Source organism: Comamonas sp. A23 (genome assembly GCF_004522605.1).
In the GTDB taxonomy this organism is placed as follows: domain Bacteria; phylum Pseudomonadota; class Gammaproteobacteria; order Burkholderiales; family Burkholderiaceae_C; genus Comamonas; species Comamonas thiooxydans.
On sequence record NZ_RSDT01000003.1, the window covers coordinates 505,312 to 530,204 of the forward strand.

Annotated in this window: 20 protein-coding genes; 9 read left to right on the forward strand and 11 right to left on the reverse strand. The window is 62.4% G+C overall.

Going from position 1 to position 24,893, the window contains the following annotated elements:
- Positions 1-207: 207 nt before the first annotated feature.
- The 7 genes from EIC84_RS10595 (at position 208) to EIC84_RS10625 (ending at position 6,746) form a co-directional block, all read left to right on the forward strand.
- Positions 208-810, forward strand: a complete 603-nt coding sequence (locus tag EIC84_RS10595) for a hypothetical protein (RefSeq protein WP_003068937.1) — start codon at positions 208-210, stop codon at positions 808-810.
- Complete coding sequence (locus EIC84_RS10600) at positions 803-1,354, forward strand: TlpA disulfide reductase family protein (protein ID WP_003068935.1); 552 nt, start codon at positions 803-805, stop codon at positions 1,352-1,354. Before EIC84_RS10595 ends, EIC84_RS10600 begins: the two co-directional genes overlap by 8 nt.
- A 147-nt stretch (positions 1,355-1,501) precedes the next feature.
- Positions 1,502-1,963, forward strand: a complete 462-nt coding sequence (gene accB, locus EIC84_RS10605; protein ID WP_003068934.1) for an acetyl-CoA carboxylase biotin carboxyl carrier protein — start codon at positions 1,502-1,504, stop codon at positions 1,961-1,963.
- Between the two features lie 124 nt (positions 1,964-2,087).
- The gene (gene accC, locus EIC84_RS10610) at positions 2,088-3,446 is read left to right on the forward strand and encodes an acetyl-CoA carboxylase biotin carboxylase subunit (RefSeq protein WP_003068932.1); all 1,359 of its coding nucleotides are present in this window, start codon (positions 2,088-2,090) and stop codon (positions 3,444-3,446) included.
- 143 nt (positions 3,447-3,589) lie between these two features.
- Positions 3,590-4,480, forward strand: coding sequence for a 50S ribosomal protein L11 methyltransferase (prmA, locus tag EIC84_RS10615; protein WP_003068930.1), 891 nt, complete (start codon positions 3,590-3,592; stop codon positions 4,478-4,480).
- Positions 4,481-4,541: 61 nt separating this feature from the next.
- Positions 4,542-5,822, forward strand: coding sequence for a zinc-ribbon and DUF3426 domain-containing protein (locus EIC84_RS10620; protein WP_080554231.1), 1,281 nt, complete (start codon positions 4,542-4,544; stop codon positions 5,820-5,822).
- Between the two features lie 24 nt (positions 5,823-5,846).
- The gene (locus tag EIC84_RS10625) at positions 5,847-6,746 is read left to right on the forward strand and encodes a carbohydrate kinase family protein (protein ID WP_003068926.1); all 900 of its coding nucleotides are present in this window, start codon (positions 5,847-5,849) and stop codon (positions 6,744-6,746) included.
- A 103-nt stretch (positions 6,747-6,849) separates the two neighbouring features.
- On the opposite strand, the gene EIC84_RS10630 is transcribed toward EIC84_RS10625, so the two are convergent.
- The 8 genes from EIC84_RS10630 to EIC84_RS10665 all read right to left on the reverse strand — a co-directional run bounded on the left by EIC84_RS10630 (position 6,850) and on the right by EIC84_RS10665 (position 17,835).
- Positions 6,850-7,929, reverse strand: coding sequence for a hypothetical protein (locus EIC84_RS10630; protein WP_370456498.1), 1,080 nt, complete (start codon positions 7,927-7,929; stop codon positions 6,850-6,852).
- A gap of 176 nt (positions 7,930-8,105) precedes the next feature.
- Positions 8,106-9,197, reverse strand: a complete 1,092-nt coding sequence (locus tag EIC84_RS10635; protein WP_003070968.1) for a ribonucleotide-diphosphate reductase subunit beta — start codon at positions 9,195-9,197, stop codon at positions 8,106-8,108.
- 228 nt (positions 9,198-9,425) lie between these two features.
- Positions 9,426-12,335: a ribonucleoside-diphosphate reductase subunit alpha gene (locus EIC84_RS10640; protein ID WP_003070970.1), complete on the reverse strand. Its 2,910-nt coding sequence runs from the start codon at positions 12,333-12,335 to the stop codon at positions 9,426-9,428.
- Positions 12,336-12,840: 505 nt separating this feature from the next.
- Entirely contained in the window at positions 12,841-13,470 is a 630-nt protein-coding gene (ampD, locus tag EIC84_RS10645; RefSeq protein WP_003070972.1) for a 1,6-anhydro-N-acetylmuramyl-L-alanine amidase AmpD, read from the reverse strand.
- Positions 13,463-14,929, reverse strand: a complete 1,467-nt coding sequence (locus EIC84_RS10650; protein ID WP_003070976.1) for a sigma-54 dependent transcriptional regulator — start codon at positions 14,927-14,929, stop codon at positions 13,463-13,465. Before EIC84_RS10650 ends, ampD begins: the two co-directional genes overlap by 8 nt.
- A 47-nt stretch (positions 14,930-14,976) precedes the next feature.
- A complete protein-coding gene (locus EIC84_RS10655; RefSeq protein ID WP_003070978.1) occupies positions 14,977-16,782 on the reverse strand; it encodes a PAS domain-containing sensor histidine kinase in 1,806 nt (601 codons plus the stop codon).
- 4 nt (positions 16,783-16,786) lie between these two features.
- Positions 16,787-17,032, reverse strand: a complete 246-nt coding sequence (locus EIC84_RS10660) for a PP0621 family protein (RefSeq protein WP_003070981.1) — start codon at positions 17,030-17,032, stop codon at positions 16,787-16,789.
- The gene (locus tag EIC84_RS10665; RefSeq protein ID WP_034357803.1) at positions 17,029-17,835 is read right to left on the reverse strand and encodes an inner membrane protein YpjD; all 807 of its coding nucleotides are present in this window, start codon (positions 17,833-17,835) and stop codon (positions 17,029-17,031) included. Before EIC84_RS10665 ends, EIC84_RS10660 begins: the two co-directional genes overlap by 4 nt.
- A gap of 497 nt (positions 17,836-18,332) precedes the next feature.
- On the opposite strand from EIC84_RS10665, the gene ffh reads away from it, so the two are divergent.
- Together ffh and EIC84_RS10675 are read left to right on the forward strand one after the other, a co-directional pair.
- Positions 18,333-19,724 carry a signal recognition particle protein gene (ffh, locus tag EIC84_RS10670; RefSeq protein ID WP_003070990.1) on the forward strand — a complete coding sequence of 464 codons (1,392 nt, stop codon included), beginning with the start codon at positions 18,333-18,335 and terminating at the stop codon, positions 19,722-19,724.
- 296 nt (positions 19,725-20,020) lie between these two features.
- Positions 20,021-20,599 carry a C40 family peptidase gene (locus tag EIC84_RS10675; RefSeq protein ID WP_003070993.1) on the forward strand — a complete coding sequence of 193 codons (579 nt, stop codon included), beginning with the start codon at positions 20,021-20,023 and terminating at the stop codon, positions 20,597-20,599.
- Positions 20,600-20,666: 67 nt separating this feature from the next.
- On the opposite strand, the gene EIC84_RS10680 is transcribed toward EIC84_RS10675, so the two are convergent.
- From EIC84_RS10680 to EIC84_RS10690, 3 genes are read right to left on the reverse strand one after another with little or no spacing between them, the layout of a single operon-like run.
- On the reverse strand, positions 20,667-21,374 hold the full coding sequence (locus EIC84_RS10680; protein ID WP_003070995.1) for a DUF1266 domain-containing protein: 708 nt from the start codon (positions 21,372-21,374) through the stop codon (positions 20,667-20,669).
- Positions 21,371-22,573, reverse strand: coding sequence for a hypothetical protein (locus tag EIC84_RS10685; protein ID WP_003070997.1), 1,203 nt, complete (start codon positions 22,571-22,573; stop codon positions 21,371-21,373). Before EIC84_RS10685 ends, EIC84_RS10680 begins: the two co-directional genes overlap by 4 nt.
- Entirely contained in the window at positions 22,555-24,867 is a 2,313-nt protein-coding gene (locus EIC84_RS10690; RefSeq protein WP_003071001.1) for a hypothetical protein, read from the reverse strand. Before EIC84_RS10690 ends, EIC84_RS10685 begins: the two co-directional genes overlap by 19 nt.
- Positions 24,868-24,893: the final 26 nt, after the last annotated feature.

Here is a 24,893-nt window from a genome sequence, read left to right on the forward strand (position 1 = left end):
GTAACCTTTCTTACCAAATTGATAGCTGGTTGCGCATGGCCCATATGGATTTAAATGTGTTTTTACTTTCGGTTCGATACAAAGCGGTCGCTAGCAGCTATCAAAACCTTGGTCTGTACGGGCCAGGTCAAAGTGCGGTCATTCATCTGGGTCACAATGCGACATGACCTGCCGCGTCTGCTGCGGCGGGCGTGATGAAATAGCGCTATGAGTTTGGATAACGTGACTGCTGAAATCGCTCAGACAGCGGCCCGCCTGGTGGTGGAGGAAGGCCTCGAATGGGGTCCGGCCAAGCAACGGGCCGTGCGTCAGCTCGGCCTGCCCGGCCGCACGGCGCTGCCCGACAACGACCAGCTTGAAGAAGCGGTGCGTGAATATATAGAGCTGTTCTGCGGCGACACCCAGCCGCAGGAGTTGCAGGCACTGCGCGAGCTGGCCCTGGTCTGGATGGACAGGCTGCAGGAATTTCGCCCGCATCTGGCCGGAGCAGTCTGGCGCGGCACGGCCACGCGGCTGTCGGATATCTATCTGCAACTGTTCTGCGATGATCCCAAGTCTGCCGAAATAGCGCTCATCAACAACCATGTGCAATACGAGCCGAGCACGGTCACAGGCTTTCAGGGCAAGCCGGTCGAGGCACTTTCCATTCATGCACTGTGCAAGCCGATCAATGAAACCGTGGGCGTGCATCTGCTGGTCTACGACCATGATGATATGCGCGGTGCCATGAAGCCCGACAGTCATGGCCGCAGCCCGCGTGGTGATGCCAAGGCCTTGCGCAAGCTGCTGCAGGAGAGCTGCGATGAGTGAAAACACCTCTGAGAACAAGTCGACCAATGGCTCGCGCCGTCTGTGGCTGACCGGCGCAGTGGCCGCAGTGGCGGCCGGGGGCGGCGCCGGCGTGGCCTGGTGGCGCAGCCAGCCTCAGGCCATGGGCCCTGGCATCGAGGCGCAACTGTGGGGTCAGACCTTTGAAACGCCCGATGGCAAGCCTTTTGTCATGGCAGGCTTCCAGGGGCGGCCCTTGCTGGTCAACTTCTGGGCCACTTGGTGCCCGCCCTGTGTCAAGGAGCTGCCGATGCTCAGCGAATTTGCGGCGCAGCAGGGGGCAAAAGGTATTCAGGTCGTTGGTCTCGCGGTCGACAAATCCGAAGCCGTGCTGCGTTTTTTGCAGCGTCAGCCTGTGCAATTTCCCGTAGCCATCGCCATGCAAGGGGGATTGGGACTGAGCAGAAGTCTGGGTAACTTGCAGGGAGGCCTGCCATTCACGGTTCTGTTTGATGCCAAGGGGCAAGTGCGGCAACGTAAAATAGGCGAGCTTTCCAGCGAAGATCTGACAGATTGGAGCAAATAGAGCGAATGAACATTGCTCTTGTCGTCAGAAAAGTGTAGGTAACTAAATTCCATGGCGACGTTAGTGAAAAATATCTGCCAATGCACGCAGAAGGCCGAATTTGAGGTAAATTCGCGCCCTGTTTAGAAATACGTCGCTGGAGCTCCCATGGATTTGCGAAAACTCAAGACCCTTATTGATCTGGTGTCCGAATCGAATGTGTCGGAACTGGAGATCACCGAAGCAGAGGGCAAGGTCCGTATCGTCAAGAGCGAAGGTGTGGTTCACCAATACGTTGCTGCCCCCGTGCAAGCCGCTCCTGTGATGGCTGCCCCCTTGGCGGCAGCTCCCGTTGCCGCTGCTCCCGTGGCGGCCGCAGCACCTGCTGCTGCTGAAGGCCATGTGGTCAAGTCGCCCATGGTCGGTACCTTCTACCGTGCCTCCAGCCCCGGCGCCAAGCCCTTTGTGGATGTGGGAAGCCAGGTCAAGGAAGGCGAAACCATCTGCATCGTTGAAGCCATGAAGATCCTCAACGAAATCGAAGCCGACAAGACCGGCACCATTGTTCGCGTTCTGGGTGAAAACGGCCAGGCTGTGGAATACGGCCAGCCTCTGTTCGTGATCGAGTGATAGATCATGAGGCGTTGCGTGCAGTTCGCATGGCAGCGCCGAGGTGCGCTAGCCACTGGCTGCGCGACTGAGTCATTGGCAGTAGTCTGTGCCGCGGCACAGGCACCAAGCTGCGAGGAACTTCATGTTTAAGAAAATTTTGGTTGCCAATCGGGGCGAGATCGCCCTGCGCATCCAGCGCGCTTGCCGTGAGCTGGGTATCAAGGCGGTGATGGTGTACTCCGAAGCCGATCGTGATGCCAAGTACGTCAAGCTGGCCGATGAGGCCGTCTGTATCGGCCCGGCTCCTTCTCCGCTGTCCTACCTCAATATGCCGGCCATCATCTCGGCTGCCGAGGTGACCGATGCAGAAGCCATCCATCCCGGTTACGGTTTCCTGTCCGAGAACGCCGACTTTGCCGAGCGAGTGGAAAAGAGCGGCTTCACCTTTATCGGCCCGACCCCCGAGAACATCCGCACCATGGGTGACAAGGTTTCGGCCAAGCAAGCCATGATCAAGGCCGGTGTGCCTTGCGTGCCCGGCTCGGACGGCGAACTGCCCGATGATCCCGCACTCATCAAGCGCATTGCAAAGACCATCGGCTATCCCGTGATCATCAAGGCCTCGGGCGGCGGCGGCGGTCGCGGCATGCGTGTGGTGCACACCGAAGCTGCGCTGATCAATGCCGTGCAGATGACCAAGGCCGAAGCCGGCGCTGCTTTCGGCAATCCTGCCGTCTACATGGAAAAGTACCTGCAGAATCCGCGTCACGTGGAGATCCAGGTGCTGGCCGATACGCACAAGAACGCCGTGTATCTGGGCGAGCGCGATTGCTCCATGCAGCGTCGCCACCAGAAGGTGATCGAGGAGGCTCCGGCTCCCGGCATTCCCCGTCGTCTGATCGAGAAGATCGGCGAGCGCTGCGCTGCGGCCTGCAAGAAGATCGGCTATCGCGGTGCGGGTACTTTCGAGTTCCTGTACGAGAACGGCGAGTTCTACTTCATCGAGATGAACACCCGCGTGCAGGTGGAGCACCCCATCACCGAGCTGATCACGGGCATCGACATCGTGCGCACCCAGATCATGATCGCTGCCGGCGAGAAGCTGCCTTTCACCCAGCGCCAGGTCGAGTTCAAGGGGCACGCCATCGAGTGCCGTGTGAACGCCGAAGATCCGTACAAGTTCATCCCTTCGCCCGGCCGCATCTCCATGTGGCATGCTCCCGGCGGTCCTGGCGTACGTGTTGACACCCATGTGTACAACAATTACTTCGTGCCGCCCAACTACGACTCCATGATCGGCAAGATCATTGCCTATGGCGATACCCGCGAGCAGGCCATGGCCCGCATGCGCACGGCCTTGCTGGAGACCGTGGTGGAAGGCATCAAAACCAATATTCCGCTGCACCAGGATCTGATGGTCGACTCCAAGTTCATGGAAGGCGGCACCAACATCCACTATCTGGAAGAGTGGCTGACGCATCGCACGCCCAACAAGCGATGAGATCAGGAGCCTTGCTGCTCTGAGTTCCCATGCTGGCCTCTGGCAACGGAGGCCAGCATTTTCGTTTTTCAGGAAAGTACAAGTGCGTTCTCTCCACCAGGCCCGAGCTGGCATGGATGACGCAGTTGCTAGAAAGGATGGCCATGTTCGAGCTGAGCCTGCTGTGCCCCGAAGATCGGGTCGAAACCATTAGTGAAGCGCTGGATGCACTCGATGCATTGAGCGTATCCGTCGAAGATGCCGATGCGCAGACCGAAGCCGAGCAGGCACTGTTCGGCGAGCCTGGCATGCCCGCACCGAAGGAGGGCTGGAATCGCAGCCGCGTGATCGCCCTCTATCCCGACGAAGCCGCGGCCACCGAGGCGCGTGATCTGCTGCTGCCTCAGGACTTTTTTGAAGGCTGCAAGATTCTGGCCCTCAAGCCCGTTCCCGAGCAGGACTGGGTGCGCCTGACGCAGTCGCAGTTCGAGCCCGTGGATATCACGCCCGAGTTCTGGATCGTGCCCACCTGGCATGAACTGCCCGAGCAGGCCAAGGTCAGCATCCGTCTGGACCCTGGTCTGGCTTTCGGTACCGGCACCCATCCCACTACCCGCATGTGTCTGCGCTGGATTGCACGCCAGCCCAAGGGTACCCTGGGACGCACGCTGGACTATGGCTGTGGCTCGGGCATTTTGGCCATTGGTGCAGCCAAGTTCGGCGCGACCGATGTGGATGCGGTGGACATCGATCCCGCGGCCGTGGAATCGACCAACTACAACACCAGTGCCAACCATGTGGAAGTCAGGGCAGGCCTGCCAGATGCGGCTGGCGGCGAGTACCAGACCGTGCTGGCCAATATTCTGGCTACGCCGCTCAAGGTGCTGGCACCGCTGCTGTGCGGTCGTGTGCAAGCTGGCGGCAATCTGGTGTTGGCGGGCATTCTGGAACGCCAGGCCGACGAGCTGAAAGAGGCCTATGCGCCTTATCTCAAGCTGGAGGTGGCCGACAGCGAAGACGGCTGGATTCTCATGACTGCACAGCGAGCAGCCTGATTGCGACGCAAACCCGCAGCCAGCAGGTGTGCGGGTTGTTGCTGCCTACAATTGAACCCTGATGAGCCAAGTCACCCGTTGCCCCTCCTGTGGAACCCGCTTCAAAGTGGTCGCCGACCAACTGCGCATCTCGCAGGGCTGGGTGCGCTGCGGGATGTGCCAAAGCGTCTTTGATGCCTCGCAGGAGTTGCAGTCCGTGCCCGACGAGCTGCTGCAGCCGGAAGCTGCTGATGCGCCGCAGAGGCCTGCCGTGCAGGAGGTGCAGCCGACGGAAGCCGGAGAGCAGCGGACGCCGGTTTGGCCTCAGCAGGATGCCGCGGATGCTCCCGCCCCCGATACGCAGAAGGCTGAGGCCTTGCAGGAGTTGGCATCGGACTCGGTGGACGCGGCACCGGCTGCTGCCCAGGTCGCCGAAGTCGCACCGGCAGCAGAGTCTGCCGATGTGGTTTCCGAACCGGAGCCGTCCGGGTCCATGCCCGGGATGGCGGATGCACAGCCCTCGTTTGTCGATCAGGCGCGCCCTCTGACTGAAGAGGATGCAGCGGCTGCTCAGCATGATCCTCATCCGGACGCGAGCGAGCCGGAGTATGGGCTGGAGTCTGGTGATATTCCCGCTCCCACCGAGCCGGAGCTGCTTGTACCGTCGCCGCCGAGCGAGGTCCTGATGGCCGAGGCCGCGCAGGACCTCAAGGATGAGGCCCAGGCCGAAGCTGTCTCGAAGGAGGCGCTGCTGCATGCCGATATCGGCGCTATACAACCCGCCAGGGACCGGGCGCAGGCTGTCACGGATGCGGATCAGGATGAGGCCGCAGCCATTGCCGGCGATGAACCTGGCTTTGTGCGTCAGGCCCGCCGGCAGGCGTTCTGGCACTCGGCAGGCATGCGTGTGGCGCTGGTGCTGGGCTCGCTGGTAGCCGTAGCCGGTGTCGTGGGGCAATATGCCTGGCTGCAACGCGATGTGCTGGCTGCGCAATATCCGGCGCTGGCCCCTGTGCTGACCAAGGCCTGTAGCCTGGCGGGTTGCGAGCTGCAGGCCCGCCGCGCGATTGCCGATGTGGTGATCAGTGGCTCGGGCTTCAAGCAACTTGCCGATGACCATCAGTACCAGTGGAGCCTGACATTGGAGAACCGCTCCGATGTGCCAGTGGCCATGCCCATGGCCGAGCTGACCTTGACCGATGCACAGGACAGGCCTTTGCTGCGCCGTGTGATCGACCTGAGGCTGCTGGGTGCCCCGGAGCAGCTGCATCCCCGTCAGGAGTGGAGCGTGAACGTTCCTGTGCAGGTGCAGGATCTCGGCGCTGCAGTGGCGGGTTACCGGGCGCTGGTTTTTTATCCCTAATTCATTTCTGAAAGAGAACGCACCATGGCCGCTTTGATCTGCGGGTCGCTGGCATTCGACAACATCATGACCTTTGAAGGTCGTTTCGTAGACCAGATTCTTCCCGACCAGCTGCACATACTGAATGTATCGTTTCTGGTGCCCACGCTGCGCCGCGACTTTGGTGGCTGTGCCGGCAATATTGCCTATAGCCTGAAGCTGCTTGGCGGCGATGCGCACCCCATGGCCATGGTGGGCAGCGACGGTGCGGATTATGTGCAGCGCTTCAAGGAGCTGGGCATTGAGACCCGTCATGTGGGTCAGCTGCAGAGCACGCATACGGCGCAGTGCATGATCATGACCGACCATGACAACAACCAGATCACGGCTTTCCACCCAGGCGCCATGATGCAGGCGCACGAGAACCGCATCACCGCCGACATGGCTGCCGATGTCAAGATCGGCATTGTTGCTCCCGATGGCCGTCAAGCCATGATCGAGCACGCCGCCCAGTTCAAGGCTGCAGGCATTCCTTTTGTGTTCGATCCCGGTCAGGGCCTGCCCATGTTCAATGGCGACGAGCTCAAGGCCTTTATCGAGCAGGCCGACTGGGTAGCAGTGAACGACTATGAAGGCAAGATGCTCAGCGAGCGCACGGGCCTGAACTTTGACGAGATCTCGCACAAGGTGCGCGGCCTGGTTGTGACCCTGGGCGCCGAAGGCTGCGAAGTCTGGCAGCAGGGTGAAAAGACATTGGTTGCTCCGGTGAAGCCCGCCGCCGTGGTCGATCCCACGGGTTGCGGCGATGCCTGGCGCGGTGCCTTCCTGTTTGGTCTGGAGCGTGGTTGGGACCTGGTGCGTTGCGCCGAACTGGGAAATCGCATGGGGGCGCTCAAGGTTGCGCATCGCGGCCCGCAGAACTATCAGCTGGACTTCCAGCCCTGATTGGGTGTCCGTGCCCTGAGGGCACTGATATCAGGCATGTAAAAAAGCCCGACTCTCGCAAGAGAGGTCGGGCTTTTTTATGGCGTGCAGGTCAGCGAACCGATCAGGGCTTGTTACCTGTGGGGAAGGGCCAGGCGGCTTGAGGTGCCAGGCGGGTCTGTGCCACGGGTGCAGCGGTTTCGGTTACAGCGGCAGGAGCGGGGGCTGCTGCAGCCTTCTTGGGGGCAGCCTTCGCTGGAGCAGCGGCCTTCTTGGGGGCAGCCTTCGCTGGAGCAGCGACCTTGGCAGCGGTTGCAGCCTTCTTGGGGGCAGCCTTCGCTGGAGCAGCGGCCTTGGCAGCAGTTGCAGCCTTCTTGGGGGCAGCCTTTGCGGGAGCAGCGGCCTTGGCAGCAGTTGCAGCCTTCTTGGGGGCAGCCTTTGCGGGAGCAGCGGCCTTGGCAGCAGTTGCAGCCTTCTTGGGGGCAGCCTTCGCTGGAGCAGCGGCCTTGGCAGCAGTTGCAGCCTTCTTGGAGGCAGCCTTCGCTGGAGCAGCGGCCTTGGCAGCGGTTGCAGCCTTCTTGGAGGCAGCCTTCGCTGGGGCAGCGGCCTTGGCAGCAGTTGCAGCCTTCTTGGGTGCAGCCTTTGCGGGAGCAGCGGCCTTGGCAGCGGCTGCAGTCTTCTTGGGAGCAGCCTTTGCAGGAGCAGCAGCCTTGGCAGCGGTTGCAGCCTTCTTGGGTGCAGCCTTAGCAGGAGCAGCGGCCTTGGCAGCGGTTGCAGTCTTCTTGGGCGCAGCCTTTGCAGGAGCAGCAGCCTTGGCAGCGGTTGCAGCCTTCTTGGGCGCAGCCTTTGCAGGAGCAGCAGCCTTGGCAGCGGTTGCAGTCTTCTTGGGTGCAGCCTTTGCAGGAGCAGCAGCCTTGGGGGCTGCGGTCTTGGTTGCAGCCTTCTTGGGTGCAGCCTTTGCAGGAGCAGCGGCCTTGGCAGCGGTAGCAGCCTTCTTGGGTGCAGCCTTTGCAGGAGCAGCAGCCTTGGCAGCGGTAGCAGCCTTCTTGGGTGCAGCCTTTGCAGGAGCAGCGGCCTTGGGGGCTGCGGTCTTGGTTGCAGCTGCCTTCTTCACAGCTTCAGCCTTGGGCGCGGCCGCCTTCTTGGCAGGTGTCTTTTTCTCGGTTGTGGCCTTGGCGGCCGTCTTCTTCGCAGTTGCCATCATTTTCTCCTTCGTTGATTTGCATAAGACGTCCGGTTCCTTGCGGTGCCGGACGATTCAAAGCGATGTGGAGTTACGCATCGCTAGGAACACAAATTTGCTTCACGCCAAAAATCTCAGTTTTTTGTAGCAATGAAGTGAAGCAAGTCATGACTCGCATTGTGCCTGCTTAGAAGCAATTAATCCCAAGAAAGTGCGCCTCCGGTCTGATACTCGATCACTCGTGTCTCAAAGAAGTTACGTTCTTTCTTCAAATCGATCATTTCGCTCATCCAGGGGAAGGGATTTTCTTCACCGGGGAACAGTTCCTCCAGACCGATCTGCGTGGCGCGACGGTTGGCGATGTAGCGCAGATAGCCCTTGAACATGGATGCATTCATGCCCAGCACGCCGCGTGGCATGGTGTCTTCGGCGTAGCGATATTCGAGCTCCACGGCCTTCTGGAACAGCTCCGTGATTTCCTGCTTGAACTCGGCCGTCCACAGATGGGGATTCTCGAGCTTGAGCTGGTTGATCAGATCGATGCCGAAGTTGCAGTGCATGGACTCGTCGCGCAGGATGTACTGGTACTGCTCGGCGGCGCCCGTCATCTTGTTCTGGCGGCCCAGGGCCAGGATCTGCGTGAAGCCCACGTAGAAGAACAGACCTTCCATCAGGCAGGCAAAAACGATCAGCGACTTCAGCAGAGTCTGGTCGGTCTCGGGCGTACCGGTGTGGAAGTTGGGGTCCATGATCGCTTCGATGAAGGGGATCAGGAACTCGTCCTTGTCGCGGATGGATTGGACTTCGTTGTAGGCGTTGAAGATTTCCGATTCATCCAGGCCCAGCGATTCCACGATGTACTGGTAGGCATGGGTGTGGATGGCTTCCTCGAAAGCCTGGCGCAGCAGGAACTGGCGGCACTCGGGCGCCGTGATGTGGCGGTAGGTGCCCAGCACGATGTTGTTGGCAGCCAGCGAGTCGGCCGTCACAAAGAAGCCCAGATTGCGCTTGACGATGCGGCGCTCGTCTTCGGTCAGGCCATTGGGGTCCTTCCACAGAGCGATGTCGCGCGTCATGTTCACTTCCTGCGGCATCCAGTGGTTGGCGCAGGTGGCCAGATACTTTTCCCAGGCCCACTTGTATTTGAAGGGGACCAGCTGGTTCACGTCGGTCTTGGCGTTGATGATGCGCTTGTCGGCGGCATTCACACGCTTGTGGGTGCTGGTGGACGCGCCGGCTTCTGCGCTGGTGGCGGAAGAGGCAAAGGTGTCGTCGTCAAAGCTCAGCATATTTATTCCTTGAGGGGGAAAAGGCTGGGTGCAATGCAATCGACATCCAGCTTTTCAGTCATTTATTGATGGAGTGGCACCACTCAAATACTGGCGCACTCTAAAGCGAGAGACACCGAGGAAGCGCCGCCGCGCACCGAGGGTGTCGTCCCCCTCCGGCGCTCAGCGCCAGAGAGGGGGAAGGCGCGGGGGGCGCCTAGGCCAAGCGCCTCAGGGGGAGCCAGTCAATTACTGGCAGGCCTCGCAGCCTGGGTCGTCGATCGCGCAGAACTTGATGTCCGTGGCGGGTGCCTGGGCACGGGCAGCGGCGGCAGCGGCTTCCAGTGCGCTCACCGCAGGCTTGGCCGCAGGTGCAGCCGAAGCAGCAGGAGCACCGGAGGACACGGCGTTTAGCACACGGCTTTGCACGGTGGACTTCTCGATATTGGTCGCGCTGGTGGTGCGCAGGTAGTAGGTGGTCTTCAGACCGCGCAGCCAGGCCAGCATGTAGGTGTCGTGCAGCTTCTTGCCCGATGCACCGGCCATGTAGATGTTCAGGCTCTGGGCCTGGTCGATCCACTTCTGGCGGCGCGAGGCGGCTTCCACTAGCCATTCGGGCGAGACTTCGAACGCGGTGGCGTAGAGGTTCTTGATCTCTTGCGGCACGCGGTCGATGGCGCGCAGCGAGCCGTCGAAATGCTTGAGGTCCATGACCATCACGTCGTCCCACAGGCCCAGGCGCTTGAGGTCGCGCACCAGGTACTGGTTGATGACGGTGAATTCGCCAGACAGATTGGACTTCACGGACAGGTTGCCGAACGAAGGCTCGATCGAGGCATCCACACCCACGATGTTGGAGATGGTGGCTGTGGGCGCAATGGCCACGCAGTTGGAGTTGCGCATGCCGTCCTGGGCGATCTTGGCGCGCAGTGCATCCCAGTCCAGCTTGGCGGAGCGATCCACTTCCACATAGCCGCCGCGGGCCTTTTCCAGCAGCTTCAGGGTGTCGGGGGGCAGGATGCCCTGATCCCACAGCGAGCCCTTGAAGGTGGAGTAGGTGCCGCGTTCCTTGGACAGCTCGGTCGACGCCCAGTAAGCGTAGTAGCAGATGGCTTCCATGGCCTCGTCGGCGAACTCGACGGCGCCCTGGCTGGCGTAGGCGGTGCGCATTTCATACAGCGCGTCCTGGAAGCCCATCAGGCCCATGCCCACGGGGCGGTGGCGCAGATTGGAGTCCTTGGCCTTTTGCACGGCGTAGTAGTTGATGTCGATCACGTTGTCCAGCATGCGCATGGCCGTGTTCACGGTCTTGCGCAGCTTGTCGTGGTCGATCTTGCCGTCCTTGATGTGCTGGACCAGGTTCACGGAACCCAGGTTGCAGACCGCAGTTTCGGTGTCGCTGGTGTTGAGCGTGATCTCGGTGCACAGATTGGACGAGTGCACCACACCCACGTGCTGCTGGGGCGAGCGGATGTTGCAGGGGTCCTTGAAGGTGATCCAGGGATGGCCGGTCTCGAACAGCATCGAGAGCATCTTGCGCCACAGATCCACGGCAGGCACGCGTTTGAACAGCTTGAGTTCGCCGCTGTCGGTCTTGGCTTCATAGGCGGTGTAGGCCTTCTCGAAGGCTTCGCCGTACAGATCGTGCAGATCGGGAGCGTCGGCGGGCGAGAACAGGGTCCACTGGCCTTTTTCCATCACGCGCTTCATGAACAGGTCGGGAATCCAGTTCGCCGTGTTCATGTCGTGGGTGCGGCGGCGGTCGTCGCCGGTGTTCTTGCGCAGCTCCAGGAACTCTTCGATGTCCAGGTGCCAGGATTCCAGATAGGTGCAGACCGCACCCTTGCGCTTGCCGCCCTGGTTCACGGCCACGGCCGTGTCGTTGACCACCTTGAGGAAGGGAACCACGCCTTGCGATTCGCCGTTGGTGCCCTTGATGCGCGAGCCCAGGGCACGCACACGGGTCCAGTCATTGCCCAGGCCGCCGGCAAACTTGGACAGCAGGGCGTTTTCCTTGATGGATTCGTAGATGCCGTCCAGGTCGTCGGGCACGGTGGTCAGGTAGCAGGACGACAGCTGCGAGCGCAGCGTGCCGCTGTTGAACAGCGTCGGGGTGGACGACATGAAGTCGAAGGACGACAGCAGCTCGTAGAACTCGATGGCACGGGCGTTGCGGTCGGGCTCGTTCAGCGCCAGGCCCATGGCCACGCGCATGAAGAAGGACTGGGGCAGCTCGATGCGGGTCTTGCGCACGTGCAGGAAGTAGCGGTCGTACAGGGTCTGCAGACCCAGGTAGTCGAACTGCTCGTCGCGCTCGGCCTTCAGAGCCTTGGCCAGACGGGGCAGGTCGTAGTTCAGCAGCTCGGGGTTGAGCAGCTCGTTGTCCACGCCCTTTTGCACAAAGCCGGGGAAGTAGTCGGCATAGGCCGTCTGCATTTCTGCGGGCTGCACGTCGCGGCCCATGACTTCGCGCACGATGGTGTGCAGCAGCAGGCGGGCGGTGACGTAGGTGTAGTCGGGGTCTTTTTCGATCAGCGTACGGGCGGCCAGGATGGACGCCTTGTAGACCTCGGCCAGAGGCACGCCGTCGTACAGATTGCGCAGGGTCTCGGCCACGATGGGCGCGGACTGGATGTCGGCATTCAGATTGCGGCAGGAAGCGACGATCAGAGCCTCCAGGCGTTCCTGGTCCAGGGGCACGCGCTGGCCGTTGTCGGTCACATGCAGCACGGGCTTGGCGGCGGCAGCGGCGGCCACTTCGGCGGCCTTCTTCTGCTCGGCACGTTCCTGGTTGCGGCGCTCGCGGTACAGCACATAGGCACGGGCCACGTCCTGGTGACCGGCGCGCATCAGGCCCAGCTCGACCTGGTCCTGCACATCTTCGATATGGAAGGTGCCGCCATCGGGGCGCGAGCGCACCAGTGCGCGCACCACGCCTTCGGTCAGTTCGTTGACGGTGTCGCGCACGCTGGCAGATGCCGCGCCCTGTGCGCCGCGCACAGCCAGGAAAGCCTTGGTCAGGGCCACGGCAATCTTCTGGGGCGCGAAAGCCACCACATCGCCGCTGCGGCGGATGATCTGATAGCTGTCATTGGGGGAGGAAGAATTGGCTGCACCGGCAGGTGCGGCAGAAGGCAGTGAGTTCAACGCTTCTTGCATAAGTTCCTCTGAGTCAGTATGTGGATAGGCAGACAAAGGCCTGCACTGTGGGCAGGCCATCAAAAACACGATTCGGCGCCTCGGTTTACACATGGTTTGCACAGGGTGTGCACAACTTGTAAACACTAGATATGGGGTCTGAGGCTCTTCAAAACACTACCGGTAGTGTATCGCGCTTAAATCCGAGCGACCTGATGAAACTACTGAATCTGGCATTTCGAGCGCCGCTTGACAGCCGCAAAAATGACTTCATCCCGCATGAATAAAGGCCTGCGGCGCGGTTGCGCGCGGCGGCAGATCGGGCCGGAAATATGTAAAAAATTTGCGTGTTTGATGCAGGCGACAGTTGTTGCGCGCGCGCCATTGACATGCCGTTTCGAAGCCCCGAAACAATGGATGCTTGGGATTCTCAAAATGAGGAGCGCATAGCGCTTGCTAGTAAAAGATTTCAGCTGCGAATATGTATGAAATCGAGTACTGAAAGGCGGTAGGTGCTATGAAGATTTCAGGCTGCGCCTGAGGCTGCAGCACTGGGAGGGAATTCCCAGCTTCGGGTGCTATCTGCGCTGGCCAGCTGCTGCTGCAGCCGCTGCCAGTCGAAACCGGGTCCGGGATCCTGCTTGCGTCCGGGTGCGATGTGCTCGTGCCCGGCAATGTAGCGCACCGGATAGTGCGCCGCGATGGCCATGCAAAGCTGCTGCAGGGCCTGGTACTGCGGAGCTTCAAAGCTCAGTCCTTCCAGGCCTTCGAGTTCGATGCCGATGGAGTCGTCGTTGCAGCGCTCGCGCCCGCGCCACTGGCTCACGCCGGCATGCCATGCGCGGTCGTCGCAACTGACGAACTGCCAGATCTCGCCCTGGCGCGTGATAAAGAAATGCGACGAGACTTCGAGGCCGCGAATGCCCTGGTAATAGGGGTGGGCGTCCCAGTCCAGCTGATTGGTGAATAGTTGCTGCACCGCGCCTGTGCCGTACTGGCCCGGAGGCAGGCTGATGGAGTGGATGACGACGAGATCGATCTGCGCATCCGCGGGGCGAGGGCCGAAATTGGGAGATCTCAGCTGACGCGCCGCACCATACCAGCCGGCCTGCCAGGGCTGGGCCAGGGAGGAGGAAAGAGGCGTGGAATCAGACATTGTCGCTCTGGTGTTTGCTGCCTTCGGCCGGCAGGTCTATGCCCAGACGGTCGATGCGGTAGCGAATCTGGCGCAGGCTGATGCCCAGTCTGGCCGCCGTGGCTGTGCGGTTGAAGCCGTTGTCCTGCAGGGCTCTGACCAGGATGCTGCGCTCCTGCTCATCAAGCCAGCCTTGCAGATCCTCCGGCAGCGTGGCCGGACTGCCTGCGTGCTGAGCTTGCGGCGGCGGTGCGCTCGATGCCCAAGCGCCCGAGGAAGCCGCTGCCGCCACACCAGCGCACTCGGCCGGCACGCCGGATTCGGGCAGACGTAGCGGGCCTTCCTCGCCCAGTGCAATGGCGCGGTGCAGCACGTTCTCCAGCTCGCGCACATTGCCAGGCAGCGGAAGCCGGGCTATCTGGCTCAGGCTGATGTCGTCCAGCTCCGGCGTAGCCAGTCCGGACTCGCGGGCCAGCTTTTGCAGCAAAGCCTGGCATAGCTGGTCCAGGTCTTCACGGCGCTCGCGCAGCGCGGGCAGCTCGATTTCGATGACATTGAGGCGGTAGAACAGGTCCTGGCGGAAATTGCCTGCCTGCACTTCCGCTACCAGATCGCGGTGGGTGGCGCTGACGATGCGCACATCGACGGCTTCTTCCTGGGTGCTGCCCAGCGGACGAATCTTGCGCTCCTGAATGGCGCGCAGCAGCTTGGCCTGCATGGCCAGGGGCAGGTCGCCGATTTCATCGAGAAACAAGGTGCCGCCTTGCGCGGCCTGGAAGTAGCCGGGCCTGTCCTGCGTGGCACCGGTGTAGGAGCCCTTGCGGGCACCGAAGAACTCGGCTTCGAGCAGGCTTTCCGGGATGGCGCCGCAGTTGACTGCGACCATGGGCCCGCCGGCCCGCTGGCTGCAGCCGTGCAGGGCGCGTGCCACCAGTTCCTTGCCCGTGCCGGATTCACCGTGGATCAGCACGGGAGCCATGCCTTTGGCGACCTTGGCAATGCGCTGCTTGACCAGTTGCATGGCCTGAGATTTGCCAACCAGAGCCTCCAGGGCGCCAGCTGGCGTTCCCGCACCAGTGCCACTGGCGGCCGAGCTGTCGCTGGCCTGCGGGTTGCCGGGCTTGGGCACTGCGCCAATGCCTTGCACGGCCGAAGCCACGACCTGACGGAACTGGCGCAGGTCCACGGGCTTGGTCAGATAGTCGAACGCGCCCGCGCGCAGGGCCTCGACGGCGTTTTCGGCAGAGCCGTAGGCCGTCATGACGATGCAGCGCTCGCTGCGCGACTGATCGCGCAGCTGCAGCAGCAGCTCCATGCCGATCCCGTCGGGCAGGCGCATATCGGTAATCAAGACATCGAAATTGCGGCCTTGCAACTGAGTCATGCCTTCCTGGACCGAGCCCGCGGTTTCCACGCGGTAGCCTTCCCGCAACAAGGTCAGCTCGTAGAGCGTGCGCAGATCCGGTTCATCATCGACCACGAGAATGCTGGCCGCTGCGGATGAGTGAGGCGATGATGTCACTGGGCTTACACCATGATCGAGTCAAACAGGGAGTGGCTCGCGAGGGATGAAGGGCCGCTGCGCAGAGTCACGATAAAGGCATTGCCGTTCACCTCGCCTTGCGGTGTGCTGCGAGCCAGGCGTTGATAGCTGATGGAGGCATCGTAGCGCTGGCACAGCTCGCGGCATATATAGAGTCCGAGGCCGCTGGAGCGGCTTTGAGAGGAGAAGAACGGCTCGAACAGATGGCGCTCGACGCTGGACTCCAGCGGCGCGCCATCACTCCAGACCATGAACCAGCAGGTGTCGTCCTGCGGTGCGAGACCCTGGATCTGACCGTTCAAGGGCCCGTGGCCGCTGATCAACTGCAGGCCCGCTTCATTGCCGGCATGGCTGCGGTGGCGCTGGGCATTGTCCAGCAAGTTGATCAGCACGCGGCGCAGATGCTCTTCATCAAACAGGATATGGCGGGCCGTTGCATTGAGCCGCAGCAGAAGCTGGCGCGGCGGAGCGGCCTGTGTGCGCCATTCATGGCTGATTTGGGCCAGCAGGGTGTCCAGCGGCAGCGACTGGCCCTGATGGGTTTCTGCGCCCTGTTGCACGCGCGCCAGGTTGAGGATTTCTTCGGCGATGCGGGCCAGTCGGTCGGCGTTTTGCCCCACGATCCGGCATAGCTGTTGGGGACCGGGCTGGCTCGCCAGGTCTTCAGCCAGCAGCGCATTGGCCTGGGTGATGGCGGCCAGCGGGTTGCGTATTTCGTGGGCCACGGCAGCCGACATACGGCCCATGGAAGCCAGCTTTTCAGTGCGCAGCTGCGCTTCCATTTCGCGCAGGTCGTGAAGAAACATGACGCAAAGCGAATGGCTGGCTTGCGCCTGCGGACCCTCGTCCAGATAGGGCGCCGAAACTTCGGTGATGCGTGTGCGCACATGCATGCCCGTGGCGCCGTGTCGTTCATGAGCCTGCAGGTGAATCGTGGCGGACAGCGGGCGGGCATGGGCAAAGCTGGCTTGTGTTGAATGCGCCAGCGGCTCCCACCAGCTGTGGGCCTGCAGGGAAAAAGGCTGGGGGTGATCTATGGGCAGGCCCAGCAGCTGCAAGGCAGCTGGGTTGGCCTGCAGAACCAGCAAGCTCGAGTCGACCACCAGCACGCCGTCGGAGAAGTGGTTGATCACCAGACTGTTGACCTGCTCCTGGGTCTGGGTGCGCAAGCGGTTGAACAGGGCCTGGGAACGCTCGCGCCGGACACGCTTGGCCAGCTCGTGCGTGAGATAGGCCACGCAGAAATAGCCGGCGCAGGAAAACGCCGTCTGGTAGTAAGACTGGGCGCCGTCGTTGAGCCCGCCATGGTATTGCCAGAAGGTGTAGGCCAGCGTCAGCAGCGTGATGCTGGCCGTGGTGCCAAAGGCCAGCATCAGTCCGCCCAGCGCCGAGGAGATCAGGACGGGAATGGCCAGCAGCGCGGTGTAGTTGAGCGAGCCGACCTGAAAGATCTGCAGCAGAAAGATCGCCGCAATGTCGACGCCGATCACGGGCAGCCATTGCAGGGCTGCGCGAGGTGCCGGCAAATGACGTCCGGCAGCCAGGCGCAGCACGACGGTCAGCGTCAGATAGGTGAAGCAGATCAGCCAGGCCAGGGGAGAGCTGATGTTCTGCAGCTGCAGATTCAGCGTCTGCAGCAGCACCAGGGCCAGAGCCAGAAGCACGCGGCCGCTGAGGAAGGCCTGCCACAGGCGCACGAACGGGGCATTGAGACTGGCGTCCGCGCGCCGGCTGATGGCTTCATCGAGCGGGATGGCGGTGTGCTGCCAGGGCGAGGCGGAGTTCACCATGCGGTCAGTGGCGGGCAGTGTCTTGCTGGGCCAGGCGGCGGTGTTCTGCGCTGCAGAAGATCTTGCCCGAGGCGTCGCTCACGGCATCTGCTTGTGGCAGGTGAAGGCCGCAGTGAGCGCAAGCTACCATGGTCTGTGCCTGCTTGGGGGGGCTGGCAGGCCTGGTCTGCTCGGCCACTTCAGCGCGGCGTTTGCTGCGCCAGATTCCGACAGCCACCACCACGACCAGCAGGACCAGCAAATACTTCATGCTGCGCGCTCCAGCAGGACTTCAATCACAAACCGCGAGCCGGCATAGGCCAGCAGCAAAAAGATGGCGCCGATATAAAGAACACGTACGGCGCTCTGGCCGCGCCAGCCGAATCGCTTGCGGCCGAACAGCAGCACGGCAAATGCCAGCCAGGACAGCAGGGAGAAAATGGATTTGTGATTCCACACCCATGCCTTGCCGTAGAGCTGCTCGCCAAACAGCCAGCCTGCGGCCAGTGTGGCGGTCAGCAGCACAAAGCCTGCTCCGACAAAACGGAAGGTCAGCCGCTCCAGCGTCAGCAGCGGCAGTCCGCTGTCATGGTCGCCGCCCTGGCGCATCTGCCGCTCGGCATGGCTCATCAGCGCGCCATGAACGACGGCTGCGGCAAACAGGCCGTAGGAAGCAATACCCAGAGCCAGATGCAGCGGCAGCCAGGGCGAGGCGTTGACGTGCAGCGGTGTGCCGGGGAACACCACGGCCAGAAGCACGGCCACGCTGCCCAGCATGGACAGAGGCCAGCGCGAGCGCAGCTGCGGATAGAGCTGCTGCTCCACCACATAGACGGTCAGCACCAGCCAGGCAGTGATAGAGAGTGCAGGAGCAAAGCCGAAGTGCGGCAGCTCGCCAAGCAGACCCCAGCCCAGCAGCAGGGCATGCAGTGCCCAGGCCAGGCGCAGGCAGCGACGGGCACCGGCTTCTTGCAGGTGCTGGGTGGCAAGTGCAGGAATGGCGTAGGCAATGGCTGCGGCCATGGCCAGGATCCAGCCAATGGGGCCAGCTGCGGTGAGCGGTTGGGAGAGCATGCTTTCTATGATAGTGCCGCTGGCCCGCACTCATCTTTTGCAGGCCGCTGCCGTCCGGCAATTTTGTGCATAAAGCACTGCCTGAACCCGGTCATGAGCGTGGGTTTGAGCGCTTGCGAGCAGATCGTCGACTTTCGAGCCCGTTCTTCAAGGATTTTCTCCTGCCGGGCGATGTCTCCAGTCTTCCCGCCCAGCCGGCCAGTCCTGCGCCACGAGCCAGGACTTGCAGGAGAGCTCGATTCAGGTCCATTCAGGTCTATTCAAGACCGGCTTGGTCTCTTTTTCGAGGGAGCTGTGGGGCAGGGCGCAGCGACCTTGCACGCCTGAGGCAGATCACGGACAAGCCTGCGGGGCATCGTCAATCAAGGGCAGCGGGTAAAATGCCTGTTCATGCAGCTTCGCCTCGCCTGAGCTGGGTCCGCAAGCTGCCCGGAGAGTCGTGCTGCGCGCTCGCGCACGACTCCCGTCCTTCCATAACTTTCGAATGCTTTTTGCTTATGGCCTCCGCACTCACCGATAAACTCTCGCGCCTTGTCAAAGAGATGCGCGGCCAGGCCCGCATCACCGAGTCCAATGTGCAGGACATGCTGCGCGAAGTGCGCATGGCCTTGCTGGAGGCCGACGTGGCCCTGCCAGTAGTGCGCGACTTCATTGCCCGCGTCAAGGAAAAGGCGCTGGGCCAGGAAGTCATCAGCTCGTTGCAGCCCGGCCAGGTGCTGGTGTCCATCGTCAACAAGGAGTTGGCGGCGACCATGGGCGAAGGCGTGGCCGACATCAACCTCAATGCCCAGCCTCCCGCCGTCATTCTGATGGCGGGTCTGCAAGGCGCCGGCAAGACCACCACCACGGCCAAGCTGGCCAAGCATCTGATCGAAAAGCGCAAGAAAAAGGTGCTCACGGTCTCGGGTGACGTGTATCGCCCCGCAGCCATCGAGCAGCTCAAGACCGTGACGGCCCAGGCTGGCGCCGAGTGGTTTCCCTCCACGCCCGACCAGAAACCCCACGATATCGCTGTGGCCGCGATCGACTACGCCAAAAAGCACTTCTTCGATGTGCTGCTGGTGGATACGGCCGGCCGTCTGGCCATCGACGAGCTGCTGATGGCCGAAATCAAGGATTTGCACGCCACGCTCAAGCCCGTCGAAACCCTGTTCGTGGTCGATGCCATGCAGGGCCAGGATGCGGTCAACACGGCCAAGGCCTTCAAGGAAGCGCTGCCGCTGACCGGTATCGTACTGACCAAGCTCGATGGCGATTCGCGCGGCGGTGCTGCGCTGTCGGTGCGCCAGATCACGGGCGCGCCCATCAAGTTCGCCGGTGTCTCGGAAAAGATCGACGGCCTGGAAGTCTTCGATGCCGACCGCCACGCACAGCGCGTGCTGGGCATGGGCGACATCGTGGCCCTGGTCGAGCAGGTCACCAAGGGCGTGGACATGGAAGCCGCGCAGAAGATGGCCGAGAAGCTCAAGAGCGGCGACGGCTTCGACCTCAACGACTTTCTGGCCCAGCTGCAGCAGATGAAGCAGATGGGCGGTCTCTCGACCCTGATGGACAAGCTGCCCGCCGAGCTGGCCGGCAAGGCCGGTCAGGTCGATATGGACAAGGCCGAGCGCGAGATCAAGCGCAAGGAAGGCATCATCTGCTCCATGACCTTCAAGGAGCGCAAGAACCCCGCCCTGATCAAGGCCACGCGCAAAAAGCGTATTGCCGACGGCGCCGGCGTGCAGGTGCAGGAAGTCAACCGCCTGCTCAAGGAGTTCGAGCAGATGCAGACCATGATGAAGAAGTTCAAGGGCGGCGGTCTGATGAAGATGATGAAGAAGATGGGCGGCATGAAGGCCATGAAGGGCATGATGGGCGGCGGCGGCATGCCCAAGCTGCCGTTCTGATATTTGATCCCCCTGAGCCGCTGCGCGGCTTCCCCTGGCCGGGCGCCCCCAAGGGGGACGACAGCCTCGCTGCGCGGCGGCTCTTGCTCGCTGTCTCTGAGTTGGGGTGTGCTTGGTTTGGGATCAGCGATCTATATAAAGTGAGCTGCTTGCGCTTGTTGTTCATGGGTTTGGATGAGAAATGCATCTAAATCAAAGGAATGACCAGCGAGAGCAGCTCACTTTTTTGTAAAGAAGCGCAGTAATTGTGGGTAGAAGGTGGCTGTATGGGCGGCTTTCTGAGAACATGCCTTTCCATGAAGCTACAAGACAGGACTTTCGTGGAGGCGGGTCAGCGGCAACTTCTGCCTCAATGTCTGGAGCGCCGCGGCGCGCTGATGCTGGCGGGCTCGCTGCTTGCGGTGCTGGCAGGGTGTTCCACCACCAAAGACAAGCCCCGGCCTGCTGCGCAAGGCGGATCTTCCGTGCGCCCGGCCAATGCCCTGAGTCTGGATGCAGAGCTGCGCGAGTCGCTGCTGGCGCGCACCATGCTGGTGGTCAACACGCCATACACCTATGGCGGCAACTCGCCTGAAGGCGGTTTTGACTGCAGCGGCCTGATTCAGTGGGCCGTGGGGGGCATCACGGAAATGCGCCTGCCCCGCACCACATCGCAATGGGCGCAGGCCAGCAACCCGGTGGACGGACGCGATCTGATGCGCGGCGACTTCGTGTTCTTCAACACTCTGGGCGGGCGCTATTCCCATATGGGAATTTTTGTGGGCAACGGACAGTTTGTGCACGCGCCGTCCAGCGGCGGAACGGTGCAGCGGGTACGCATGGACAATGTGTACTTCGCCAAGCGATTCACGGAAGCCCGAAGCATCTTTGCCTGAACGCCTGCGCCGCGGATGTAAAAAGGGACTGCCTGGCAGTCCCTCGGTTTTTGCGGGGGTCCCGCACTTATGCCGCAGGCTCGGAGGCGGGCTTTGCCTCATCGCCGGTCAGCGGCAGATTCCAGCTCATCGCATGCCAGGGGTGCTGCTCCTGCGTCACCCATTGCGCCACTTCCTCGGTCGTGAAAGCCTTGCCCAGCACATCGCTGCGGCCTTGTGCCAGCCATTGAGCGCGGCCCTGTGCATAGGCCTGGCCGAAAGCAAGCCAGCTGTCGAAGCATTGCTGGGCGCGCTGGGCGTTGAGCTGAAGGATATCCCAATGCAGGGCTTCGTCCGTCCATTCCAGCAGCCTGGCGCTGCGCACAAAAAAGGTCACGCGCGCGCAGGCAAACGCCATTGCGGCGCGCACGTCGTCGCTGCGCTGCAGGCGCTGCAGATCGAGCATGAACCAGCGCTGGCGCAGTGCGTCGGGCAGCTGCTGGCGCACCTGTTCGTCGCTGAGGTCGGTGCGCAGGCCAAGATGGTGCAGGATCATGGGGCGCAGCTGTCTGGCCAGCGCATCGTCAGCGCCATGCAGATCGCTGGCAAAGCCGCCTTGCATGGCGTGGTAGGCCATGGGGTGGGCCAGGGCCAGGGCCCAGTTGCGCTCTTGGCTGCCCGCCTGGTAGCTGATGATGTCGCCGCGTTGCTTGGCCTCCTTGAGGCGCTTGAAGCCGCCGCGCAGCACCCAGTAGATCAGGGCCACGATGAGCAGAAAGATCGTCCATCCGCTCATGTGCGAACTCCTGGGCGACCGGGACGCTTTCTGGCCATCAGCAAGCTCTGTTTCAGTGCGGCGGATTTGGGCATGCGTTCAATGACTTCGCTGTCCAGCGAGTCCTTGCGTGCCGCCACCATCCACTGCATCAATGGTGACTGCAGATTGAGCCGGAGCAGCAGGGCGGGGTGCTGCTGCATCAGCCACAGTTGTTCGTCGTCGGTCTGCAGCTCCTGCACCGAGCACCAGGGCGCCAGCCCTGGATGGGACTTCAGCAGCTCGGGCGGGCGGCGCACAATGCCCATGGACAGCGCGTCCTCGGGCACCTCGTCATTGAGCGGCAGATGGTTGAGCAGAGTCACCACATCGGGCATATAGCGTGCAATCGGCGGTCGGTTCTGCTTGCCCTTGATCTGCTCGATCTGAAGCTTGCCGTCCTTTTGCACATAGGCATTGACGGTGATGCGGGGCTGTGCAGTGCCCGTGCGGTAGCTGAACAGCCGCATGCGCCCCGACTCGAGACCCTCGGCGTAATGTTCTCCATAGCCGCCGCTGAAGGACTTGCGGTTGGCAAACTGGCCCACGCAGTGGCCCATCATCTGGCTTTCATAGGCCATTTCCTGGCGCATCTGCGCACTTGTGCCGTCAAACTCCACAAAGGTACCGTGCTGGCCACGCAGCAGCCCGTGCACGGCGCTCTGGCTGTGTTCAACCCGGCCGCTGTTCTGTTTTTTCTCGAAAGCCAGATGCTCCAGCGTCCAGCGCGCCAGAGCCTGTGGGCAGTTCACGCGCTGCAGCTTGCCTTCGAGAGAGGTGCCCTTGCGGGTGGAGAGAAATTCCACCAGCCGTGTCTCCAGCGCCAGCAGGGCGGCGCTGTCGGGCTGCACCCACCAGAGCTCGGGCAGCTCGAAGCCGGCCTGCCTGCGCTCTAGCCGCTCCAGCGCCCAGGCAGGCGGCTGCTGACGGCCGGCCAGCTCCTGCAACTGCCGGACGTCGGCAATGCGCAGCACGGCAGGCTCGTCGGCCTGCAGATTGCCCACCACATGGCGGTAGAAGTGGTTGCCCAGCCAGACAGCGACATCGGCTGCGTCGCCGCGCTCTGCGCTGCGCTCCTTGATGCGCTGCTTGATGGCCGGCGCGTTGACGACATCGCGCGCCTTGTAGGCACTGGCGGCAGCGGCTTTTTCGATGACCTGATTCACCAGAATTTCCACCATGGTTTGCGACCCGATGCCGCAGCGCCGGCCTGGGCGTCGCGCTCGGCCAGCTTGCGCTCGGCACGCTCTATGCCGGACTGCGACATGCGCCGCTCGTCCTCGTCGTCGTCCTTGTCCAGATAGCTGTTGGCCTGCTTGTGCAGTGCCACGGATTCCTCCAGCAGCTCGGGGTAGGCTTCCAGCGCACAGGCCAGGCGGCGCAGCGGATAGCAGTCCTGCAGCGCGATGACTTCTTGCTGATGCGCGCGCAGACGCGGTAGCACCAGCTCGGGGCGTGTGCTGGAGAAAAAGTCCAGCATGGACATCAGGGACGCCAGGTAGTTGCGGCGCACGTCGCGCTGCTCGTCTTCATCCAGGTCGTGGAACCATTGGTCCAGGCGCTCCATCCAGATGCTGATCTCGTCATCGCGGTTGAGCTTGTAGAGCGACAGGGCGACGGTGGAGAAGTAACGCGTGGGTTCGTGGCGGCTGTAGCCATGCTCCTGGGCGAAATGCCACAGGCGCTCGGCCTCAACCACGGTCTGCGCGTCGTCATCCTTGCCCACGGCACACCACAGCAGGCCGTTGTGATGCTCGGCAAACGGGCTGCTGCCCAGTCCCTTGTGGTGCAGCTCGGCGGCCTCGTCGTAGCGGTCCATGAAGCGGTACTTGATGGCCAGGTTGTTGCAGAGCATGGAGTACACATGCAGGTCGCCATCCTTGAAGCGGCCCTGGCCAGTCGCCCAGAAATGCTCGAAGCGGGCGAGACCCTCCTCGTAGTAGCGCACGACCAGAGGCTCGCGCACCTCCTGCGCAGGCACTTTCTTCTTGCCACCCATCAGCGGTGCCAGATCGTCTGCATCGTCAAGGACCACGCCGGCGGCGTAGCACCAGTGCGCGCCATGGCCCTGGGGAAAAGGCCGAGCCAGCGCTTCTTCCAGCGGCAGCGCGGCAAAGCGGGCAGCCCAGAGCGCGGGCAGCTTGTCGCTGTCGGCCATCTCGGGGTGCTGGCCCACGCCAATTTCCAGCAGCGGCAGAGCCTGCTCCATCTGGCGCTTGCGTGCCAGACGCAGGCCGTCGAGCAGAGCCAGCACAGGATGCGCCGGCTGGGCTGCGCGCACCATGTTCAGATAGAAATCCGCCGGATGCAGCGGCCTCTCTTCTTGCGCGAGCAGCTGGCGCATGTCCTCGTCGGTCTGGCCAATGGCCAGAACCAGGGCCCAGGTGATGGCGTTTTCCGGGTCGTTGCTGAACTGCTTCTTGGCGAGCTCGAAGGCGGCCACGGCCGAGACGGGACGAGCGTGGAGCACGCTCTGAAGCGCCAGATCGGCGGCTTGCTTCAGGCGCCCGGTCTGCTCCAGCCAGCCCAGCCAGGAGGCGGTGAAGGGATCGCCCGAGTCATCCGTCAGTCCGAAGTGTCCCTGAGGAGCCAGCTGCAGAGCTGCCTCCAGCTGACCGGCCTGAGCGCAGGCCTGGGCCTGCAGCCGCACGATCTTGACCTGGCGATGCGCCTTGACGGCTTGCGATGGTGGCGGGTTCTCCAGACGGGCGAGCTGTTGCTCACAGGCCATGAGCAGGGCTGGCAGGCTTTGCGGGGCCAGCGGCAGCACATGGTCGGCCAGCGTCATCCAGCGGTCAAAGTCCACCTGCTGATCGGGCGCGGCATCGCGCAATATATTGATGGCGTTCTGCACGAGGCTGGCTGACTCGCTGGTGTGGCCGCCTTTGTGGGCCATTTCCGCCTTGCGAACGCAGAGGATGGCATCGAGATAGGCTGCATCTTCAGCCAGGTCGGGGTTGCGACGCTCCTGGGCGCGTTGCAGCTCAAGGCCCGTGGCCGCAGCTTCCCATGCCTGGAGCTGAGAGGCCATCCAGTGCCAGCCATGCCAGTAGTTGTCGCTGTCCACATCCTCGGGCAGCCCGGCAATGGCCTGTGCCGTCGAACCCAGCAAGGCTTGCGCGGAGGGCTGGTCAAAGCCCATGCGGCTCTGGATGTCGCTGAGGCTCAGGCGCAGCGCGGCTTCTGCGGGGCTCAGTTCGTCGACAGCGGCCAGGGCAGTGCCGCGATGCTGCTGCAGCAGCTTGTTGGCCGCTTCGGGCTGATCGAGGTAGAGCCAGAAGTCGTGAACGCGCTCGAGCTCCTGCACGGTGGCTGGGGCAAAGTTCTGCTGCCCCATCAATTCCACCGCAGCGGCGATGCGGTCCTGACGGCTGATGTTGCCGGGCTTGTCGTCGTTGTAGTCGTTCAGTAGCTCATGGGCTTGGTCCAGCAGGGCGTAGATGGCATCGCCCTGCAGTGCGGCAGTTTGGTTCATGGTGTCCAGAGTTCAATCCGAGGCAG

Coding starts and splice junctions, on each gene's coding strand:
- EIC84_RS10595 (WP_003068937.1), top strand. CDS start 208: ATGAGTTTGGATAACGTGACTGCTGAAATCGCTCAGACAGCGGCCCGC.
- EIC84_RS10600 (WP_003068935.1), top strand. CDS start 803: ATGAGTGAAAACACCTCTGAGAACAAGTCGACCAATGGCTCGCGCCGT.
- accB (WP_003068934.1), top strand. CDS start 1,502: ATGGATTTGCGAAAACTCAAGACCCTTATTGATCTGGTGTCCGAATCG.
- accC (WP_003068932.1), top strand. CDS start 2,088: ATGTTTAAGAAAATTTTGGTTGCCAATCGGGGCGAGATCGCCCTGCGC.
- prmA (WP_003068930.1), top strand. CDS start 3,590: ATGTTCGAGCTGAGCCTGCTGTGCCCCGAAGATCGGGTCGAAACCATT.
- EIC84_RS10620 (WP_080554231.1), top strand. CDS start 4,542: ATGAGCCAAGTCACCCGTTGCCCCTCCTGTGGAACCCGCTTCAAAGTG.
- EIC84_RS10625 (WP_003068926.1), top strand. CDS start 5,847: ATGGCCGCTTTGATCTGCGGGTCGCTGGCATTCGACAACATCATGACC.
- EIC84_RS10630 (WP_370456498.1), bottom strand. CDS start 7,929: ATGATGGCAACTGCGAAGAAGACGGCCGCCAAGGCCACAACCGAGAAA.
- EIC84_RS10635 (WP_003070968.1), bottom strand. CDS start 9,197: ATGCTGAGCTTTGACGACGACACCTTTGCCTCTTCCGCCACCAGCGCA.
- EIC84_RS10640 (WP_003070970.1), bottom strand. CDS start 12,335: ATGCAAGAAGCGTTGAACTCACTGCCTTCTGCCGCACCTGCCGGTGCA.
- ampD (WP_003070972.1), bottom strand. CDS start 13,470: ATGTCTGATTCCACGCCTCTTTCCTCCTCCCTGGCCCAGCCCTGGCAG.
- EIC84_RS10655 (WP_003070978.1), bottom strand. CDS start 16,782: ATGGTGAACTCCGCCTCGCCCTGGCAGCACACCGCCATCCCGCTCGAT.
- EIC84_RS10660 (WP_003070981.1), bottom strand. CDS start 17,032: ATGAAGTATTTGCTGGTCCTGCTGGTCGTGGTGGTGGCTGTCGGAATC.
- EIC84_RS10665 (WP_034357803.1), bottom strand. CDS start 17,835: ATGCTCTCCCAACCGCTCACCGCAGCTGGCCCCATTGGCTGGATCCTG.
- ffh (WP_003070990.1), top strand. CDS start 18,333: ATGGCCTCCGCACTCACCGATAAACTCTCGCGCCTTGTCAAAGAGATG.
- EIC84_RS10675 (WP_003070993.1), top strand. CDS start 20,021: ATGAAGCTACAAGACAGGACTTTCGTGGAGGCGGGTCAGCGGCAACTT.
- EIC84_RS10680 (WP_003070995.1), bottom strand. CDS start 21,374: ATGAGCGGATGGACGATCTTTCTGCTCATCGTGGCCCTGATCTACTGG.
- EIC84_RS10685 (WP_003070997.1), bottom strand. CDS start 22,573: ATGGTGGAAATTCTGGTGAATCAGGTCATCGAAAAAGCCGCTGCCGCC.
- EIC84_RS10690 (WP_003071001.1), bottom strand. CDS start 24,867: ATGAACCAAACTGCCGCACTGCAGGGCGATGCCATCTACGCCCTGCTG.